Origin of the sequence: Pseudomonas sp. TNT2022 ID1044, assembly GCF_028656895.1 — a bacterium.
GTDB lineage: Bacteria > Pseudomonadota > Gammaproteobacteria > Pseudomonadales > Pseudomonadaceae > Aquipseudomonas > Aquipseudomonas reinekei.
On record NZ_JAMDHB010000001.1, the window covers coordinates 19,964 to 37,827 of the forward strand.

The following is a 17,864-nucleotide window of genomic DNA, read 5'->3' on the forward strand; positions in this document are numbered from 1 at the left end:
AGACGATTGTCGACAATATCCAATTATCCTTTGACTATGTCCGGTGTATTCGCTAGTTTTTGCGGCATTGGCTTTCAAGGTGTCGACAATATGCTGGATCAACTCGATCCCCCGGTTTCTACCCAAGACGATTCGGAGACGCTTTCCGAGAACGTCTTCCGCCGTATTCAGGCGGCCATCGTCAAAGGCGATATCGCGCCGGGCAGTAAAATCTCCGAACCAGAGCTGGCCCGTACCTATGGCATCAGCCGCGGCCCGCTGCGCGAGGCCATCCACCGCCTGGAAGGCCAGCGCCTGCTGGTGCGCGTGCCGCACGTCGGGGCGCGGGTGGTGTCGCTCAATCATGCCGAGTTGATCGAGCTTTACGAAATCCGTGAATCCCTGGAAGGCATGGCCTGTCGCCTGGCCGCTGAACGCATGAGCGTAGAAGAAATCGACGAACTGCGTCGGGTGCTCGAAACCCACGAGCGCGACGAGGCGTTTCAGGCTGGCCGGGGCTATTACCAACAGGAAGGCGATTTCGACTTTCACTACCGGATCATTCAGGGCAGCGGCAACCGCACGCTGACCCAAATGCTGTGCGGCGAGTTGTATCAACTGGTGCGCATGTACCGCATTCAGTTTTCCACCACGCCCAATCGCCCGCACCAGGCCTTTGCCGAACACCACCGAATTCTCGATGCCATCGCCGACCGTGACGGTGAGCTGGCCGAGTTGTTGATGCGCCGCCACATCGGCGCCTCCAAACGCAACATCGCCCGTCATTACCAGGACGGCGTTAACCCGACAGCCAAACGAGGTGAGTCATGAGTTCCAACAAGAGCACTCCAGGCCAGCGTTTCCGCGATGCGGTCGCCAGCGAGCATCCATTGCAAGTGGTCGGCGCAATCAACGCCAACCACGCGTTGCTGGCCAAGCGCGCCGGTTTCAAGGCGATCTACCTCTCGGGTGGCGGGGTGGCTGCCGGCTCCCTCGGCGTGCCGGACCTGGGCATCACTGGCCTGGATGACGTGCTGACGGACGTACGCCGCATTACTGATGTTTGCGATTTGCCGCTGCTGGTGGACGTGGACACCGGTTTCGGTTCCTCGGCGTTCAACGTTGCGCGCACCGTCAAGTCGATGATCAAGTTCGGCGCGGCGGCGATTCACATCGAAGACCAGGTCGGCGCCAAGCGCTGCGGTCACCGCCCTAATAAAGAGATCGTGACCCAGCAGGAAATGGTCGACCGTATCAAAGCAGCCGTCGATGCCCGCACCGATGACAGCTTCGTGATCATGGCCCGTACCGACGCCCTGGCGGTGGAAGGTCTGGAGTCTGCCCTGGATCGCGCTGCCGCGTGCATCGAGGCCGGTGCCGACATGGTGTTCCCGGAAGCCATCACCGAACTGGACATGTACAAGCTGTTCGCCAACCGCGTGAAAGCACCGATCCTGGCCAACATCACCGAATTCGGCGCGACGCCGCTGTACACCACCGAGCAACTCGCCGCAGCCGACGTGTCGCTGGTGCTGTACCCGCTGTCGGCCTTCCGTGCCATGAACAAGGCAGCGGAAAATGTCTACACCGCGATCCGCCGCGACGGCACGCAACAGAACGTCATCGACACCATGCAGACTCGCATGGAGCTTTACGATCGCATCGACTACCACACCTTCGAGCAGAAGCTCGATGCGTTGTTTGCGGCGAAGAAGTAAGTCGAATAACTCCCTAATAAATTCAAGATTGGAGACAGCAATGGCCGAAGCAAAAGTACTCAGTGGCGCCGGGCTCCGTGGCCAGGTTGCCGGGCAAACCGCACTGTCCACCGTGGGCCAGTCGGGTGCCGGTCTGACCTATCGTGGTTATGACGTTCGTGAACTGGCGGCTGACGCACAGTTCGAAGAAGTCGCTTACCTGCTGCTGTACGGTGAACTGCCGAGCAAGGCGCAACTGAACGCCTACATCACCAAGCTGAGCAAGCTGCGCGACCTGCCGCAAGCGCTGAAAGAAGTGCTGGAGCGCATCCCCGCCGACGCCCACCCGATGGACGTGATGCGCACCGGCTGCTCGTTCCTGGGCAACCTTGAGCCGGAGAACAACTTCTCCGAGCAGCACGACAAAACCGACCGTCTGCTGGCCGCGTTCCCGGCGATCATGACTTACTGGTATCGCTTCAGCCACGAAGGCAAGCGCATCGAGTGCGTGAGCGATGAAGCGTCCATCGGCGGCCATTTCCTGCACCTGCTGCACGGCAAGAAGCCAAGCGAGTTGCACGTCAAGGTGATGAACGTTTCGCTGATCCTCTACGCAGAGCACGAGTTCAACGCATCGACCTTCACCGCGCGCGTGTGTGCCTCGACCCTGTCCGATCTGTATTCGTGCATCACCGCGGCCATCGGCTCGCTGCGCGGCCCGCTGCACGGTGGCGCCAACGAAGCGGCGATGGAAATGATCGAGCGCTTCTCTTCGCCTGAAGAGGCGGTCGAGGGCACCCTCGGCATGCTGGCGCGCAAGGACAAGATCATGGGCTTCGGCCACGCGATCTATAAGGACAACGATCCGCGCAACGAGGTGATCAAGGGCTGGTCGAAAAAGCTGGCCGACGAAGTGGGCGACACCGTGTTGTTCCCGGTGTCCGAAGCCATCGACGCCACCATGTGGGAACAGAAAAAACTGTTCCCGAACGCCGACTTCTACCATGCCTCGGCGTACCACTTCATGGGCATCCCGACCAAGTTGTTCACGCCGATCTTCGTCTGCTCGCGCCTGACCGGCTGGGCGGCCCACGTCTACGAACAACGCGCCAACAACCGCATCATCCGCCCGAGCGCCGAATACACCGGCGTCGAACAGCGCAAGTTCGTGCCAATCGAACAACGCTGAATGGTGGAGGCCAGGCACTGATATTGAGGTTCACCGAAAAACCTGTGGGAGCGGGCTTGCCCGCGATAGCGGCGGGTCAGTCGACATACCTGTTGGATGTGACTCCGTCATCGCGGGCAAGCCCGCTCCCACAGTGGATGGTGTGAACTTCAAGTCTGGTGCCAGGCCCCGCCTTTTGTAACTACCGTGACCGAGTCCTGACGATGAACACTCAATTCCGTAAACCGCTGCCCGGCAGCCACCTGGATTACTTCGATGTCCGCGCAGCGGTCGAGGCCATTCAGCCTGGCGCCTACGACACCCTGCCTTACACCTCACGCGTGCTGGCGGAAAACCTTGTGCGTCGCTGCGACCCGGCCACGCTCACCGAATCCCTGAAGCAATTCATCGAGCGCAAGCGCGACCTCGACTTCCCGTGGTTCCCGGCCCGTGTGGTGTGCCACGACATTCTTGGCCAGACTGCACTGGTCGACCTCGCCGGCCTGCGTGACGCCATCGCCCTGCAAGGCGGCGACCCGGCGCAAGTCAACCCGGTGGTGCCGACGCAGTTGATCGTCGACCACTCCCTGGCCGTCGAGCGCGGTGGCTTCGATCCGCAAGCGTTCGAGAAGAACCGCGCCATCGAAGACCGTCGCAACGAAGACCGTTTCCACTTCATCAACTGGACCAAGAAGGCGTTCAAGAACGTCGACGTGATCCCGCCGGGCAACGGCATCATGCACCAGATCAACCTGGAGAAAATGTCTCCGGTGATCCAGGTGCGCGACGGCGTGGCGTTTCCTGATACTTGCGTCGGCACCGACAGCCACACCCCGCACGTCGATGCGCTGGGCGTGATTGCCATTGGTGTCGGTGGCCTGGAAGCCGAGAGCGTGATGCTCGGCCGCGCATCGTGGATGCGTCTGCCGGAAAGCGTCGGCGTCGAACTGACCGGCAAGCTGCAACCGGGCATCACCGCCACCGACATGGTGCTGGCGCTGACCGAGTTCCTGCGCAAGCAAAAAGTGGTTGGCGCATGGCTGGAGTTCTTTGGTGAAGGCGCAGCGGCGCTGACCCTGGGTGACCGCGCGACTATCTCCAACATGGCGCCGGAATACGGCGCCACCGCAGCGATGTTCTACATCGACCAGCAAACCATCGACTACCTCAAACTCACCGGCCGTGAAGACGAGCAGGTGCAGTTGGTCGAGAACTACGCCAAGACCACCGGCCTCTGGGCTGACAGCCTCAAAGGCGCGCAATACGAGCGCGGCCTGACGTTCGATCTGTCTTCGGTGGTGCGCAACATGGCCGGCCCGAGCAACCCGCACGCTCGTGTGGCGGTGTCGGATCTGGCGGCCAAAGGCATCTCCGGTCAGTGGGACGATGTACCAGGCCAAATGCCCGACGGCGCGGTGATCATCGCTGCCATCACCAGCTGCACCAACACCAGTAACCCGCGCAACGTGATCGCTGCCGGCCTGCTGGCGCGCAACGCAAACAAGCTGGGTCTGACCCGCAAGCCATGGGTCAAGTCGTCCCTGGCACCGGGTTCGAAAACCGTTGCCCTGTACCTCGATGAAGCCGGCCTGACCGATGAGCTGGAGCAGCTCGGTTTCGGTGTCGTGGCCTTCGCTTGCACCACTTGCAACGGCATGTCCGGCGCGCTGGACCCGGTGATCCAGCAAGAGATCATCGACCGCGATCTGTACGCCACTGCCGTGTTGTCCGGCAACCGTAACTTCGACGGCCGGATTCACCCGTACGCCAAGCAAGCGTTCCTCGCGTCGCCGCCATTGGTGGTCGCTTACGCCATCGCTGGCACCATCCGTTTCGACATCGAAAAAGATGTGCTGGGCGTGGTGGATGGCAATGAAATCCGCCTGAAAGACATCTGGCCGAGCGACGAAGAAATCGACGCCGTGGTGAAAGCTTCGGTGAAGCCTGAGCAGTTCCGTCAGGTCTACATCCCGATGTTCGCCATCCACGAAGACACCGGCCCGAAAGTCGCGCCGCTGTACGACTGGCGCGAAATGAGCACCTACATCCGCCGTCCGCCGTACTGGGAAGGCGCACTGGCCGGCGCGCGTCCGCTCAAGGGCATGCGCCCGCTGGCAGTACTGCCGGACAACATCACCACCGATCACCTGTCGCCATCCAACGCCATCATGCTCGACAGCGCCGCTGGCGAATACCTGGCGAAAATGGGCTTGCCGGAAGAGGACTTCAACTCCTACGCGACTCACCGTGGTGACCACCTGACTGCGCAGCGCGCCACCTTCGCCAACCCGAAACTGTTCAACGAAATGGTTCTGGAAAACGGTAAGGTCAAGCAGGGTTCACTGGCCCGCGTCGAGCCGGAAGGCCAGGTGATGCGCATGTGGGAAGCCATTGAAACCTACATGGATCGCAAGCAGCCGCTGATCATCATTGCCGGTGCCGACTACGGTCAGGGCTCGTCCCGCGACTGGGCGGCCAAAGGCGTGCGCCTGGCCGGTGTCGAAGCGATTGCCGCCGAAGGTTTCGAGCGCATCCACCGCACCAACCTGGTGGGCATGGGCGTGTTGCCGCTGGAGTTCAAACCCGGCACCAACCGCCACACCCTGGCGATCGACGGCAGCGAAACCTACGACGTGATTGGTGAACGCACGCCACGCGCCGAGCTGACGCTGGTGATCCATCGCAAGAACGGCGAGCGCGTCGATGTGCCGGTGACCTGCCGTCTCGACACCGCCGAAGAAGTGTCGATCTACGAGGCCGGCGGCGTGTTGCAACGCTTCGCCCAGGACTTCCTCGAAGAATCGGCGGTAGCCGTTTAACACTTGCTGCGCTGACACGGGACCTTGAGTCCCGTGTCTGTTTTCTAGCTAAGGAGTAAGCAACACCATGGCTCATGCACCGCAAATCAAAATTCCAGCGACTTACATGCGCGGCGGCACCAGCAAAGGCGTGTTCTTCAGCCTGACCGACTTGCCAGAAGCCGCCCAGGTGCCAGGCCCGGTCCGCGATGCGTTGCTGCTGCGTGTAATCGGCAGCCCCGACCCGTACGACAAACAAATCGACGGCATGGGCGGCGCGACCTCCAGTACCAGCAAAACCGTGATCCTGTCGAAAAGTATCAAGGCCGATCACGACGTTGATTACCTGTTCGGTCAGGTCGCTATCGACAAGCCATTCGTGGACTGGAGCGGCAACTGCGGCAACTTGTCGGCGGCGGTCGGTTCGTTCGCGGTCAGCAATGGCCTGGTGGACGCCAGCCGCATCCCGCACAACGGCATTGCCGTGGTGCGCGTGTGGCAGGCCAACATCGGCAAGACCATCATCGCCCACGTACCGATTACCAATGGTGAGGTGCAGGAAACCGGCGATTTCGAACTCGACGGCGTGACCTTTCCGGCGGCAGAAGTGCAAATCGAGTTCCTCGATCCGGCGGCGGACGAAGAGGGCGGCGGCGGTTCGATGTTCCCCACCGGCAACCTGGTGGACGACCTCGAAGTACCCGGTGTAGGCACTTTCAAAGCCACCATGATCAACGCCGGCATCCCGACGATTTTCGTCAATGCCGAAGACATCGGCTACAAGGGGACCGAACTGCAAGGCGCGATCAACGGTGATCCGAAAGCCTTGCTGATGTTCGAAACCATCCGCGCTTACGGCGCATTGCGCATGGGCCTGATTTCGAATGTCGACGAAGCGGCCAAGCGTCAGCACACGCCGAAAGTGGCGTTCGTGGCCAAGCCGGCGGACTACGTATCGTCCAGCGGCAAAGCGGTTGCGGCGGGCGATGTCGATCTGCTGGTGCGTGCGTTGTCCATGGGCAAGCTGCACCACGCGATGATGGGCACGGCGGCTGTCGCCATCGGTACCGCGGCAGCGATTTCCGGCACTTTGGTCAACCTGGCTGCGGGTGGTGTAGAGCGCAACGCAGTGCGCTTTGGTCATCCGTCGGGCACCTTGCGTGTTGGCGCCGAAGCCAGCCAGGTCAACGGCGAATGGACCGTGAACAAGGCCATCATGAGCCGCAGTGCGCGTGTATTGATGGAAGGGTTTGTGCGAGTGCCGGGTGATTCATTCTAACTAACACGTAACCTTGTGGGAGCCGGCTTGCCGGCGATGGCGTCTTTGAAATCGCTATCGCCGGCAAGCCGGCTCCTACAGAAGACACCGCCTCCTTGTAGGAGCTGGCTTGCCAGCGAAGAGGCCGTCAAATTCAACATCATTGTTTTGTGTGACACCGCTATCGCTGGCAAGCCAGCTCCTACAGGTGAATCGAACATGAGCGCCAACGTCGACCTGAACAACCGCCCTGACTACGACAAGGTCCTGCAGGACATTGCCGATTACGTCCTCAACTACAAGATCGAATCCAAAGAGGCGCTGGAGACCGCGCGCAACTGTCTGATCGATACCTTGGGTTGCGGCCTGTTGGCCTTGCGTTTTCCCGAGTGCACCAAGCATTTGGGGCCCGTGGTCGAAGGCACCGTCGTGCCGTTCGGTGCCCGCGTGCCCGGTACCAGCTATCGGCTCGATCCGGTGAAGGCGGCGTGGGACATCGGTTGCATCGTGCGCTGGCTCGATTACAACGACACCTGGCTCGCCGCCGAGTGGGGGCATCCGTCGGATAACCTCGGCGGTATTCTCGCGGTGGCCGACCATTTATCACAAAAGCGCCTGGCCAATGGCGAAGCACCGCTGACTGTTCGTATAGTTCTTGAAGCGATGATCATGGCCCACGAAATTCAAGGCGTGATCGCCCTGGAAAACTCGTTCAACCGCGTCGGCCTCGATCACGTCATTCTGGTGAAAGTCGCCTCGACGGCCGTCACGGCGAAACTGATGGGCGCCAATCGCGAGCAGTTGTTGTCGGCGCTATCTCACGCTTTTGCGGATGGTCAGGCTCTGCGCACGTACCGGCATGCACCGAATGCCGGATCGCGTAAGTCCTGGGCAGCGGGGGATGCGTCCAGTCGTGGCGTGCGCCTGGCGGACATGGCGATGCGCGGGGAGATGGGTATTCCGGGTGTTCTGAGTGCCAGACAGTGGGGTTTTTACGACGTGTTGTTCAGCCACACCAACAATGATCTGGCGCTAAAACCCGAAGACAAGCGGGCGTTCAGTTTTTCCCGCAGCTACGGCAGTTATGTGATGGAAAACGTCTTGTTCAAAATCAGTTTCCCTGCCGAGTTCCATGCGCAAACGGCTTGTGAAGCGGCCGTTACCTTGCATCCGCAGGTGCGCAATCGCCTGCACGAAATCGACAGGATCGTGATCACCACCCATGAGTCGGCGATTCGCATCATTTCCAAGGTCGGCCCGTTAGCCAATGCCGCTGATCGCGATCACTGCATCCAGTACATGACTGCTGTGCCGTTGGCCTTCGGCAATCTGGTGGCCGAGTATTACGAGGACGAATTCCACAAGGCGCATCCGATCATCGATGTGCTGCGCGACAAGATGGTGATTGTCGAAGACCCGCGTTTCACCCGGGAATATCTTGAGGCCGACAAGCGCTCGATCGCCAATGCCATCCAGGTGTTTTTCAAGGATGGGACCAGCACCGAGAACGTGGTGGTGGAGTATCCGATCGGTCATCGTCGGCGGCGTGCCGAGGGCATTCCGTTATTGGAGGACAAGTTCAGGGCGAACTTGCTGACACGATTCACCGGGCAGCGTAGCGAGGAAATTCTTGCGTTGTGCAAGGATCAGGCAGCGCTTGAAGTGACGCCTGTTAATCGGTTTGTGGATTTGTTTGTTATCTAGGAGATCGCGTTATCGTTCATCGCGGGCAAGCCCGCGATGGCAATAGATCAGGCGCTACAGCGTTACTTGAAACGCCGCTCCACACCTTTCTCCACGAGAATCTTCGCGGAGATTTCTTCCACCGAGAAATGCGTGGAGTTGATGTGTGGAATGTTTTCACGGCGGAACAGGTTTTCCACCTCGCGCACTTCGAACTCGCACTGGGCGTAGCTCGAATAGCGGCTGTTGGGTTTGCGCTCGTTGCGGATCGCGGTGAGGCGGTCGGGGTCGATGGTCAGGCCGAACAGCTTGTGTTGGTGGGCGCGCAGGGCGTTTGGCAGTTGCAGGCGCTCCATGTCGTCTTCGGTCAGCGGGTAGTTGGCCGCGCGGATGCCGAATTGCATGGCCATGTACAGGCACGTCGGTGTCTTACCACATCGCGACACGCCCACTAGTATCAGGTCGGCCTTGTCGTAATAGTGCGTGCGGGCGCCGTCGTCGTTGTCGAGGGCGAAGTTGACGGCCTCGATACGCTCCATGTAATTGGAACTGGTGCCGATGGAGTGGGATTTGCCCACGGTATAGGAAGAATGCTCGGTCAGTTCCTGTTCCAGGGGGGCCAGGAACGTCGAGAAAATGTCGATCATGAAACCATTCGAGGTAGCAAGAATCTCACGAATGTCCTGATTGACGATGGTGTCGAAGATAATCGGACGAAAGCCGTCGGTTTCGGCGGCTTTGTTGATTTGTTGTACCATGGCCCGCGCTTTGTCCACGTTGTCGATGTACGGCCGCGTGACTTTGCTGAAGGTAATGTTTTCGAACTGCGCCAGGAGGCTTTGACCCAGGGTTTCGGCGGTAATGCCGGTGCCATCGGAGATAAAGAAAGCAGATCGTTTCATTTGCACCTTGGGCCTTAAGCTAGTAACGAATCTTGGATATGATAGGCGCGATTTGTCGGCCGCCATTGGCCTGCATTCTCACTTATTTTCCAGGTCCAGGCCATATAGCCGGCAAATGCCCATTCAAGCAGCCGGTTTCTGAGCTTTTCCAACACAGTTAGTGGAGAGATCACCTTGGTAGAGTACGTAGTTTCCCTCGACAAGCTCGGCAAACACGACGTTGAGCACGTGGGGGGCAAGAACGCATCCCTGGGCGAGATGATCAGCAACCTTGCAGGTGCCGGCGTATCGGTGCCCGGTGGCTTCGCCACGACCGCTCAGGCATATCGTGATTTCCTCGAACTGAGCGGCCTGAACCAGCAGATTCACGACGCCCTCGATGCCCTGGACGTCGACGACGTGAATGCCCTGGCCAAGACCGGTGCCCAGATCCGTCAATGGATCATGGAAGCCGAGTTCCCGGAAAAACTGAATGCCGAAATCCGCACCGCGTTCGCCACGCTGTCGGCCGGCAACCCTGACATGGCCGTGGCCGTGCGCTCTTCCGCTACCGCCGAAGACCTGCCGGACGCTTCCTTCGCCGGCCAGCAGGAAACCTTCCTGAACATCCGTGGTGTCGAAAACGTCATTCGCGCCGCCAAAGAGGTGTTCGCTTCGCTGTTCAACGACCGTGCGATTTCCTACCGCGTGCACCAGGGCTTCGACCACAAGCTGGTCGCCCTGTCGGCTGGCGTGCAGCGCATGGTCCGTTCCGAAACCGGCACCGCCGGCGTGATGTTCACCCTCGACACCGAGTCGGGCTTCCGTGACGTGGTGTTCATCACTGGCGCCTACGGCCTGGGTGAGACCGTCGTACAAGGCGCGGTGAACCCGGATGAGTTCTACGTCCACAAAGGCACGCTGGATGCTGGTCGCCCGGCCATCCTGCGCCGCAACCTGGGCAGCAAGGCCATCAAGATGATCTACGGCGACGAGGCCAAGGCCGGTCGTTCGGTCAAGACCGTCGATGTGGACAAGGCTGACCGCGCGCGTTTCTGTCTGAGCGACGCCGAAGTCAGCGAGCTGGCCAAGCAGGCGATGATCATCGAGAAGCACTACCAGTGCCCGATGGACATCGAATGGGCCAAGGACGGTGACGACGGCAAGCTGTACATCGTGCAGGCCCGTCCGGAAACCGTGAAGAGCCGTACCCAGGCCAACGTCATGGAACGTTACCTGTTGAAAGAAACCGGCACCGTGCTGGTTGAAGGCCGCGCTATCGGCCAGCGCATCGGCGCCGGCAAGGTCCGCATCATCAAGGACGTGTCCGAGATGGACAAGGTCCAGCCAGGCGACGTACTCGTCTCCGACATGACCGACCCGGACTGGGAACCGGTCATGAAGCGCGCCAGCGCCATCGTCACCAACCGTGGCGGTCGTACCTGCCACGCGGCGATCATCGCACGTGAACTGGGCATCCCGGCCGTTGTGGGCTGCGGTAATGCCACCCAGCTGCTGAAAGACGGCCAGGGCGTAACCGTTTCCTGCGCCGAAGGCGACACCGGTTTCATCTTCGAAGGCGAACTGGGCTTCGACATCAAGAAGAACTCCGTGGACGCCATGCCGGATCTGCCGTTCAAGATCATGATGAACGTCGGCAACCCGGACCGCGCCTTCGACTTCGCGCAGCTGCCGAACGCCGGTGTCGGCCTGGCCCGTCTGGAGTTCATCATCAACCGCATGATCGGCGTGCACCCCAAAGCACTGCTGAACTATGACGGTCTGCCGCTGGACATCAAGGAAAGCGTCGACAAGCGCATCGCCGGTTACGACGATCCGGTCGGCTTCTACGTCGAGAAACTGGTTGAAGGCATCAGCACACTGGCTGCAGCGTTCTGGCCGAAAAAGGTCATCGTGCGTCTGTCGGACTTCAAGTCCAACGAATACGCCAACCTGATCGGCGGCAAGCTGTACGAGCCGGAAGAAGAGAACCCGATGCTGGGCTTCCGTGGCGCTTCGCGTTACATCAGCGAATCGTTCCGTGACTGCTTCGAGCTCGAATGCCGCGCCCTCAAACGCGTACGCAATGAGATGGGCCTGACCAACGTCGAAATCATGGTGCCGTTCGTCCGTACTTTGGGCGAAGCGAGCCAGGTTGTAGACCTGCTGGCCGAAAACGGCCTGGCCCGTGGCGAGAACGGCCTGCGCGTCATCATGATGTGCGAACTGCCGTCCAACGCCATTCTGGCTGAAGAGTTCCTCGAATTCTTCGACGGTTTCTCCATCGGTTCCAACGACCTGACCCAGTTGACCCTGGGCCTGGACCGTGACTCCGGGATCATTGCGCACCTGTTCGACGAGCGTAACCCGGCGGTCAAGAAGCTGTTGGCCAACGCCATTGCCGCGTGCAACAAGGCCGGCAAGTACATCGGTATCTGCGGTCAGGGGCCTTCGGACCACCCGGACCTGGCCAAATGGCTGATGGAGCAGGGCATTGAAAGCGTTTCGTTGAACCCGGACTCCGTACTGGAAACCTGGTTCTTCCTCGCCGAAGGTCAGGCGCAGGCTTGATCAGCATGTGAACGACGGCCTGACCCTGTGGGAGCGAGCCTGCTCGCGAAGACGGAGCAACATCCGCCATGGATGTTCGCTGATACACCGCTTTCGCGAGCAGGCTCGTTCCCACATGGGGCGGGCCTTGAGATTGAAGTAGGGCGGGCTCCATCTGGATGCCGCCCTTTTTTGTGCAAGAGATTATGCAAAGCAGCAGCAACCTATTTCCTGTCGCCCTGATCAGCGCCGAGCGGCGCGGCGATCTGAGCGAAGACGTTTATCGTTTGAAACCGGCCAACAGTCCGGACCCGAGTGTCGAGCTGGCGGTCACCCGCCTGGGCATGGCCGATGAGCCTGCCATGCGTGGCGTGCCAGTGATCCTGCTGCATGGCAGCTTTTCCAATCGACGCTTCTGGTTTTCTCCCAAGGGCCTTGGCCTTGGGGCGTATCTGGCGCGCCTGGGGTTCGACGTATGGATCGCGGAAATGCGCGGTCACGGCCTGTCGCGGCGCAACCAGAACTATCGCAAGAACCGCGTCGCCGACTATGCGCGCTACGATCTGCCGGCCATTGGTGCGTTCGTGCGTGAGCAGAGCGGCCAGGTCCCGCACTGGATCGGCCATTCGCTGGGTGGAATCACCCTGGCGGCGGCGCTGGGCGGCGAGTACATCGGCGAGCCGGTGGTAGCGTCTGCAGCGTTCTTTGGCACCCAGGTCAGCCGCACCTATTGGCCGCTGAAGATTCCACCGGTGGAGTGGGGCGGGCGCTTCATTCTCAAGCGTTTTGCCCAGCTCTCGGGTTCACGGCTCAAGCGCGGCCCGGAGGACGAGCCGATTGGCCTGGCCCTGGAAAGCATGCGCTGGTATGGCTTGTTCGGCCGCTTCGGCGATGCTGACAAGGACTGGTGGGCGGGGCTCGCCGAGGTGAAAATGCCGGTGCTCGCCGTAAGCGCGGCGGGTGATCATCAAGATCCTGCCTGGGCGTGCCGCAAGTTGTTTGAGCAAATGGGTTCCGAGCACAAGCAGTTCATCAATCTGGGCCGCGAGCAGGGTTTCGGCGACAATTTCGGCCACGTCGAAATGCTCGTCAGCAAAGCCGCACAGCTTGAGGTCTGGCCACTGGTGGCGCGCTGGCTGGCGGATCCGCACGCGCCGTTGCTCGCTGAACAAGCGGAACTGGCCAAGGCGATCTAAGCTGGGCGCTCTATCAAGGGCATTTCGCTCTGATCGGCTTGCGGCTAAGATATGACGCATTGAGCTGTTCTGGTCATTTTCGATGACTGATTCATCAGTGATGTTCGTGCTGTCTCCCTTATTACAGGAGTTTCTCGATGAACCATTACCTCACGCCTGACCTGTGCGACGCCTACTCGGAGCTGGTCCAGGTGCTGGAACCGATGTTCAGCAATTTTGGCGGCCGTGATTCCTTCGGTGGCGAAATCGTGACCATCAAATGCTTCGAAGACAACTCGCTGGTCAAGGAACAAGCCGAACTCAAAGGCAACGGCAAGGTGCTGGTGGTCGATGGCGGTGGCTCCCTGCGTCGTGCGCTGCTGGGTGACATGATCGCCGAGAAAGCCGCGAAAAACGGCTGGGAAGGGCTGGTGATCTACGGTTGCATCCGTGACGTCGACGTCATCGCCCAGACCGATCTGGGGGTCCAGGCCCTGGCCAGCCACCCGATGAAGACCGACAAGCGCGGGCTCGGCGACCTCAACGTTGCCGTGACCTTCGCCGGGGTGACCTTCCACCCTGGCCACTACCTCTATGCGGACAACAACGGCGTGATCATCTCGCCGAGCCCGCTGAAAATGCCTGAATAAAATCCCCGATTGACTGAAGGAATGCGGATGTTCGAGGAAGAAAACGCGCAATGGGGGCTGGTACATGCCCTGGTGCTGGACGGTAAAGGCGGCGCGCGTTCGATAGCCCGGACTGAACTCGATGAACTGCAGCTGCAGGCCCATGAAAGCCTGTGGCTGCACTGGGATCGCAGTCATCCGCAAACCCAGACCTGGTTGCGTAAATACAGCGGTTTGAGTGAGTTCAGCTGTGATCTGCTGCTAGAAGAAAATACCCGTCCGCGGCTTTTACAGCTTCCCGACAGCGAACTGCTGCTATTTTTGCGTGGAGTCAACCTCAATCCGGGTGCCGAGCCTGAAGACATGGTCTCGGTGCGGATCTTCGGTTCTGCCCAGCGGGTCATTTCCTTGCGCTTGCGGCCGCTGCGCGCCACTGAAGAGCTACTGGTGCAACTGGAGGAGGGCAAGGGGCCGAAAACCGCCTCCGAGCTGATTCTTTACATGGCGCAGTACCTCACCAACAAAGTGCAGGATCTGGTCAGTTGCCTCTCGGAAGTGGTCGATGAGGAAGAAGAAAAGCTTGATGCCGACGAACGGTATACGCCCGAACATGGATCGATCTTGCAGATCCGTCGCCGGGCCGCTGCGTTGAAGCGGTTTCTCGCTCCGCAGAGGGATATTTTCGGTCAGCTGACACGGATCAAAGTGCCCTGGTTCGTCGAGGACGATGGTGATTACTGGAACGAATTGAACAACAGCCTGACCCGCTATCTCGAAGAGCTTGAATTGACCCGAGAGCGCGTGGGGCTTGTGCTGGAGGCTGAAGACCGGCGCTTGAGCGTGCGCATGAATCGCACGATGTATCGCTTCGGTGTCATCACCGGAATCTTTCTGCCGATGAGTTTTTTGACCGGGCTTTTGGGGATCAACGTCGGTGGCATTCCATTCTCTGCGAGCCCGTATGGTTTCCTGATCGCTTGCCTGTTGGTGGTTTCGGTGGCATTGGGGCAGTGGTGGTTATACCGACGTTTGCGCTGGGTCTGAGGGAGCGCCATGTGACCCGACCAAATTTCACCGCGTCTTTCACAGACATCACGAGAGGTGCGTATGCACGATCCGTTTGAACAGTCTTTGCGTGACATGCTCAAGGCATCACCGTCCACCCGGGACGACGATGCATGCCTGGGGCGCGTACTGAAAACCGCCAATCGTCAGGTCGGCGCCGGTGATTTGTTCAGCCTGCTGGGCCGTTGGTTGCCTGCCCTGATGATCGCCCTGAATAATGGATCGGCCCACGTGGCGCCGGTGTCCCGTCTTCGTAAACCTACCGCTCGCACTGCTGATAAGGCTGATTGAATATGGAACTTGATCTCTGGACACAGAGCCTCGTCACTGCAATGACTGCGTTATGGACCAAGATTGCCAACTTCATTCCGAACCTGTTCGGCGCACTGGTTGTGCTGCTGTTGGGTTTTGTCGTGGCCAAGCTGCTGGATACGCTGCTTTCCAAATTGCTCGCCAAACTGGGCCTTGATCGCCTGATGGGCGGCACCGGCCTGACCAAGCTGCTGTCCCGCGCCGGCCTGCAAGTACCGATCTCGACATTGATCGGCAAGATCGTCTATTGGTTTGTTCTGCTGATTTTTCTGGTTTCAGCCGCAGAATCCCTTGGACTTGAGAGAGTTTCAGCTACGCTGGACATGCTAGCGCTGTATTTGCCGAAGGTATTTGGCGCCGCGCTGGTGCTGCTGGTGGGTGTTTTGCTGGCGCAACTGGCCAATGGGCTGGTGCGCGGAGCGGCAGAAGGCGTGGGCCTGGACTACGCTTCGGGGCTGGGGCGAATTGCCCAAGGCCTGGTGATCATCATCAGCATCTCGGTGGCGATCAGTCAGTTGGAGGTCAAGACTGACCTGCTCAACCACGTGATCGTGATCGTTTTGATTACCGTTGGTCTGGCAGTTGCGCTGGCCATGGGGTTGGGAAGCCGGGAAATTGCCGGTCAGATTCTTGCGGGAATCTATGTGCGTGAGTTGTATCAGGTTGGGCAACAAGTGCGAGTTGGAGAGGTCGAAGGGCAGATCGAAGAGATCGGCACGGTTAAAACCACATTGCTGACCGATGAGGGTGAGCTAGTCTCTCTCTCCAATCGGATCCTACTTGAGCAGCATGTGAGTAGCCGCTAACCCGGCAAACCCTGCTAATGTATGCCGCCGCAAAATGCCGCCTGATGCTGGCTGCGGCGGACATTGACCTGACTGTCGGCCCGACTTGTTTTGAATAAAGCCCAATCGCTATCCACGCGCTACGACCCCCGCGAGCTCTCTGATGAGGAGTTGGTCGCGCGCTCGCATACCGAGCTGTTTCACGTAACGCGCGCCTATGAAGAATTGATGCGACGTTACCAACGAACATTATTTAACGTCTGTGCACGATATCTCGGGAACGATCGCGACGCAGACGATGTCTGTCAGGAAGTCATGTTAAAGGTGCTGTACGGCCTGAAGAACTTTGAAGGAAAATCGAAGTTCAAGACATGGCTATATAGCATCACGTACAACGAGTGTATTACGCAGTATCGAAAGGAACGGCGAAAGCGTCGCTTGATGGACGCATTGAGTCTTGACCCCCTCGAGGAAGCGTCTGAGGAAAAGGCGCCGAAACCCGAGGAAAAGGGCGGACTTGATCGCTGGCTGGTGTATGTGAACCCGATTGACCGTGAAATTCTGGTGCTACGATTTGTCGCAGAGCTGGAGTTTCAGGAGATCGCGGATATCATGCATATGGGTTTGAGTGCTACAAAAATGCGGTACAAACGCGCTCTAGATAAATTGCGTGAGAAATTTGCAGGCATTGCTGAAACTTAGTTCGGCGCAAATATCTCTTACGTGTAGGCAAGTTCTGATAGACTTGTCGCCGAGTTGTCCCCCGGTTTGCGGGACTGCTTCACAATCACCAGATGGGGATTTAACGGATGAAACTGAAAAACACCTTGGGCTTGGCCATTGGTTCTCTTATTGCCGCCACTTCGTTCGGCGCTCTGGCACAGGGCCAAGGCGCAGTTGAAATCGAAGGCTTTGCAAAGAAAGAGTACTACGACAGCACTCGTAACTTCAAAAACGACGGCAATCTGTTCGGTGGTTCTGTTGGTTACTTCCTGACCGACGACGTTGAACTGCGTCTGGCTTACGACGAAGTGCACAACGTACGTTCCGATTCCGGCCAGAACATCAAGGGCGCCAACACCGCTCTGGACGCTCTGTACCACTTCAACAACCCAGGCGACATGCTGCGTCCTTACGTCTCGGCCGGTTTCTCCGACCAGAGCATCGACCAGAACGGTTCGAACGGTCGTGACCGTTCGACTTTCGCCAACGTTGGTGGCGGCGCCAAGCTGTACTTCACCGACAACTTCTACGCCCGTGCCGGCGTTGAAGCTCAGTACAACATCGACCAGGGCAACACCGAGTGGGCTCCTAGCGTCGGTATCGGTGTGAACTTCGGTGGCGGCTCCAAGCCTGTTGCTCCAGTTCCAGCACCAGCTGAAGTCTGCTCCGACAGCGACAACGATGGCGTTTGCGACAACGTTGACAAGTGCCCGGACACCCCAGCCAACGTAACTGTTGACGCTGATGGCTGCCCGGCAGTTGCTGAAGTTGTTCGTGTTGAGCTGGACGTGAAGTTCGACTTCGACAAGTCGGTAGTCAAGCCTAACAGCTACGGCGACATCAAGAACCTGGCTGACTTCATGAAGCAGTACCCATCCACCACCACTACTGTTGAAGGTCACACTGACTCCGTCGGTCCTGACGCTTACAACCAGAAACTGTCCGAGCGTCGTGCAAACGCCGTTAAGCAAGTTCTGACCAACCAGTACGGTGTTGAATCGTCCCGCGTTCAGTCCGTCGGCTACGGCGAATCCCGCCCAGTTGCTGACAACGCAACTGACGCTGGCCGCGCTGTAAACCGTCGCGTAGAAGCGCAGGTTGAAGCTGAAGCTAAGTAATTAGCTCGCCGCTCTGAGAAAAGCCCGGCTTAGGCCGGGCTTT

The 17,864-nt window shown here is 59.2% G+C and carries 15 protein-coding genes; 14 read left to right on the forward strand and 1 reads right to left on the reverse strand.

Going from position 1 to position 17,864, the window contains the following annotated elements; genetic code table 11:
* Positions 1-90 precede the first annotated feature (90 nt).
* The 6 genes from M5G20_RS00090 to prpD all read left to right on the forward strand — a co-directional run bounded on the left by M5G20_RS00090 (position 91) and on the right by prpD (position 8,604).
* Complete coding sequence (locus tag M5G20_RS00090) at positions 91-810, forward strand: GntR family transcriptional regulator (RefSeq protein ID WP_075949112.1); 720 nt, start codon at positions 91-93, stop codon at positions 808-810.
* On the forward strand, positions 807-1,697 hold the full coding sequence (gene prpB / locus M5G20_RS00095) for a methylisocitrate lyase (RefSeq protein ID WP_150733200.1): 891 nt from the start codon (positions 807-809) through the stop codon (positions 1,695-1,697). Before M5G20_RS00090 ends, prpB begins: the two co-directional genes overlap by 4 nt.
* Before the next feature lie 40 nt (positions 1,698-1,737).
* A complete protein-coding gene (prpC, locus tag M5G20_RS00100) occupies positions 1,738-2,865 on the forward strand; it encodes a bifunctional 2-methylcitrate synthase/citrate synthase (RefSeq protein WP_273917371.1) in 1,128 nt (375 codons plus the stop codon).
* Between the two features lie 203 nt (positions 2,866-3,068).
* Positions 3,069-5,663 (forward strand): Fe/S-dependent 2-methylisocitrate dehydratase AcnD, encoded by a 2,595-nt coding sequence (gene acnD / locus M5G20_RS00105; RefSeq protein WP_273917372.1) that lies wholly within the window; start codon positions 3,069-3,071, stop codon positions 5,661-5,663.
* Between the two features lie 67 nt (positions 5,664-5,730).
* Positions 5,731-6,921 carry a 2-methylaconitate cis-trans isomerase PrpF gene (prpF, locus tag M5G20_RS00110; RefSeq protein WP_273917373.1) on the forward strand — a complete coding sequence of 397 codons (1,191 nt, stop codon included), beginning with the start codon at positions 5,731-5,733 and terminating at the stop codon, positions 6,919-6,921.
* Positions 6,922-7,119: 198 nt separating this feature from the next.
* Positions 7,120-8,604, forward strand: coding sequence for a 2-methylcitrate dehydratase (gene prpD, locus M5G20_RS00115; RefSeq protein WP_273917374.1), 1,485 nt, complete (start codon positions 7,120-7,122; stop codon positions 8,602-8,604).
* 62 nt (positions 8,605-8,666) lie between these two features.
* Here the strand turns inward: prpD and ppsR are convergent, their stop codons facing one another.
* Positions 8,667-9,485, reverse strand: coding sequence for a posphoenolpyruvate synthetase regulatory kinase/phosphorylase PpsR (gene ppsR / locus M5G20_RS00120; protein ID WP_075949118.1), 819 nt, complete (start codon positions 9,483-9,485; stop codon positions 8,667-8,669).
* Positions 9,486-9,659: 174 nt separating this feature from the next.
* Here ppsR and ppsA point away from each other — a divergent pair, with 174 nt between their 5' ends.
* The 8 genes from ppsA to M5G20_RS00160 all read left to right on the forward strand — a co-directional run bounded on the left by ppsA (position 9,660) and on the right by M5G20_RS00160 (position 17,821).
* Positions 9,660-12,035 carry a phosphoenolpyruvate synthase gene (gene ppsA / locus M5G20_RS00125; protein WP_273917375.1) on the forward strand — a complete coding sequence of 792 codons (2,376 nt, stop codon included), beginning with the start codon at positions 9,660-9,662 and terminating at the stop codon, positions 12,033-12,035.
* Between the two features lie 185 nt (positions 12,036-12,220).
* Positions 12,221-13,210 carry an alpha/beta fold hydrolase gene (locus M5G20_RS00130; protein ID WP_273917376.1) on the forward strand — a complete coding sequence of 330 codons (990 nt, stop codon included), beginning with the start codon at positions 12,221-12,223 and terminating at the stop codon, positions 13,208-13,210.
* Positions 13,211-13,347: 137 nt separating this feature from the next.
* Entirely contained in the window at positions 13,348-13,839 is a 492-nt protein-coding gene (gene rraA / locus M5G20_RS00135) for a ribonuclease E activity regulator RraA (RefSeq protein ID WP_273917377.1), read from the forward strand.
* 27 nt (positions 13,840-13,866) lie between these two features.
* Positions 13,867-14,862: a zinc transporter ZntB gene (locus M5G20_RS00140; protein ID WP_150733206.1), complete on the forward strand. Its 996-nt coding sequence runs from the start codon at positions 13,867-13,869 to the stop codon at positions 14,860-14,862.
* 63 nt (positions 14,863-14,925) lie between these two features.
* Positions 14,926-15,174 (forward strand): hypothetical protein, encoded by a 249-nt coding sequence (locus M5G20_RS00145; RefSeq protein WP_020801096.1) that lies wholly within the window; start codon positions 14,926-14,928, stop codon positions 15,172-15,174.
* A 2-nt stretch (positions 15,175-15,176) separates the two neighbouring features.
* A complete protein-coding gene (locus M5G20_RS00150) occupies positions 15,177-16,001 on the forward strand; it encodes a mechanosensitive ion channel family protein (RefSeq protein WP_034147984.1) in 825 nt (274 codons plus the stop codon).
* Between the two features lie 90 nt (positions 16,002-16,091).
* Positions 16,092-16,682 (forward strand): RNA polymerase sigma factor SigX, encoded by a 591-nt coding sequence (sigX, locus tag M5G20_RS00155; RefSeq protein WP_017337463.1) that lies wholly within the window; start codon positions 16,092-16,094, stop codon positions 16,680-16,682.
* 107 nt (positions 16,683-16,789) lie between these two features.
* Positions 16,790-17,821, forward strand: coding sequence for an OmpA family protein (locus tag M5G20_RS00160; protein WP_273917378.1), 1,032 nt, complete (start codon positions 16,790-16,792; stop codon positions 17,819-17,821).
* Positions 17,822-17,864: the final 43 nt, after the last annotated feature.

Excerpts from the sequence above, each read along its gene's own strand:
- prpC (WP_273917371.1), top strand. The coding sequence starts at position 1,738 with ATGGCCGAAGCAAAAGTACTCAGTGGCGCCGGGCTCCGTGGCCAGGTT.
- M5G20_RS00130 (WP_273917376.1), top strand. The coding sequence starts at position 12,221 with ATGCAAAGCAGCAGCAACCTATTTCCTGTCGCCCTGATCAGCGCCGAG.
- M5G20_RS00145 (WP_020801096.1), top strand. The coding sequence starts at position 14,926 with ATGCACGATCCGTTTGAACAGTCTTTGCGTGACATGCTCAAGGCATCA.
- acnD (WP_273917372.1), top strand. The coding sequence starts at position 3,069 with ATGAACACTCAATTCCGTAAACCGCTGCCCGGCAGCCACCTGGATTAC.
- prpB (WP_150733200.1), top strand. The coding sequence starts at position 807 with ATGAGTTCCAACAAGAGCACTCCAGGCCAGCGTTTCCGCGATGCGGTC.
- M5G20_RS00090 (WP_075949112.1), top strand. The coding sequence starts at position 91 with ATGCTGGATCAACTCGATCCCCCGGTTTCTACCCAAGACGATTCGGAG.
- rraA (WP_273917377.1), top strand. The coding sequence starts at position 13,348 with ATGAACCATTACCTCACGCCTGACCTGTGCGACGCCTACTCGGAGCTG.
- M5G20_RS00140 (WP_150733206.1), top strand. The coding sequence starts at position 13,867 with ATGTTCGAGGAAGAAAACGCGCAATGGGGGCTGGTACATGCCCTGGTG.
- prpD (WP_273917374.1), top strand. The coding sequence starts at position 7,120 with ATGAGCGCCAACGTCGACCTGAACAACCGCCCTGACTACGACAAGGTC.
- M5G20_RS00150 (WP_034147984.1), top strand. The coding sequence starts at position 15,177 with ATGGAACTTGATCTCTGGACACAGAGCCTCGTCACTGCAATGACTGCG.
- prpF (WP_273917373.1), top strand. The coding sequence starts at position 5,731 with ATGGCTCATGCACCGCAAATCAAAATTCCAGCGACTTACATGCGCGGC.
- M5G20_RS00160 (WP_273917378.1), top strand. The coding sequence starts at position 16,790 with ATGAAACTGAAAAACACCTTGGGCTTGGCCATTGGTTCTCTTATTGCC.
- ppsR (WP_075949118.1), bottom strand. The coding sequence starts at position 9,485 with ATGAAACGATCTGCTTTCTTTATCTCCGATGGCACCGGCATTACCGCC.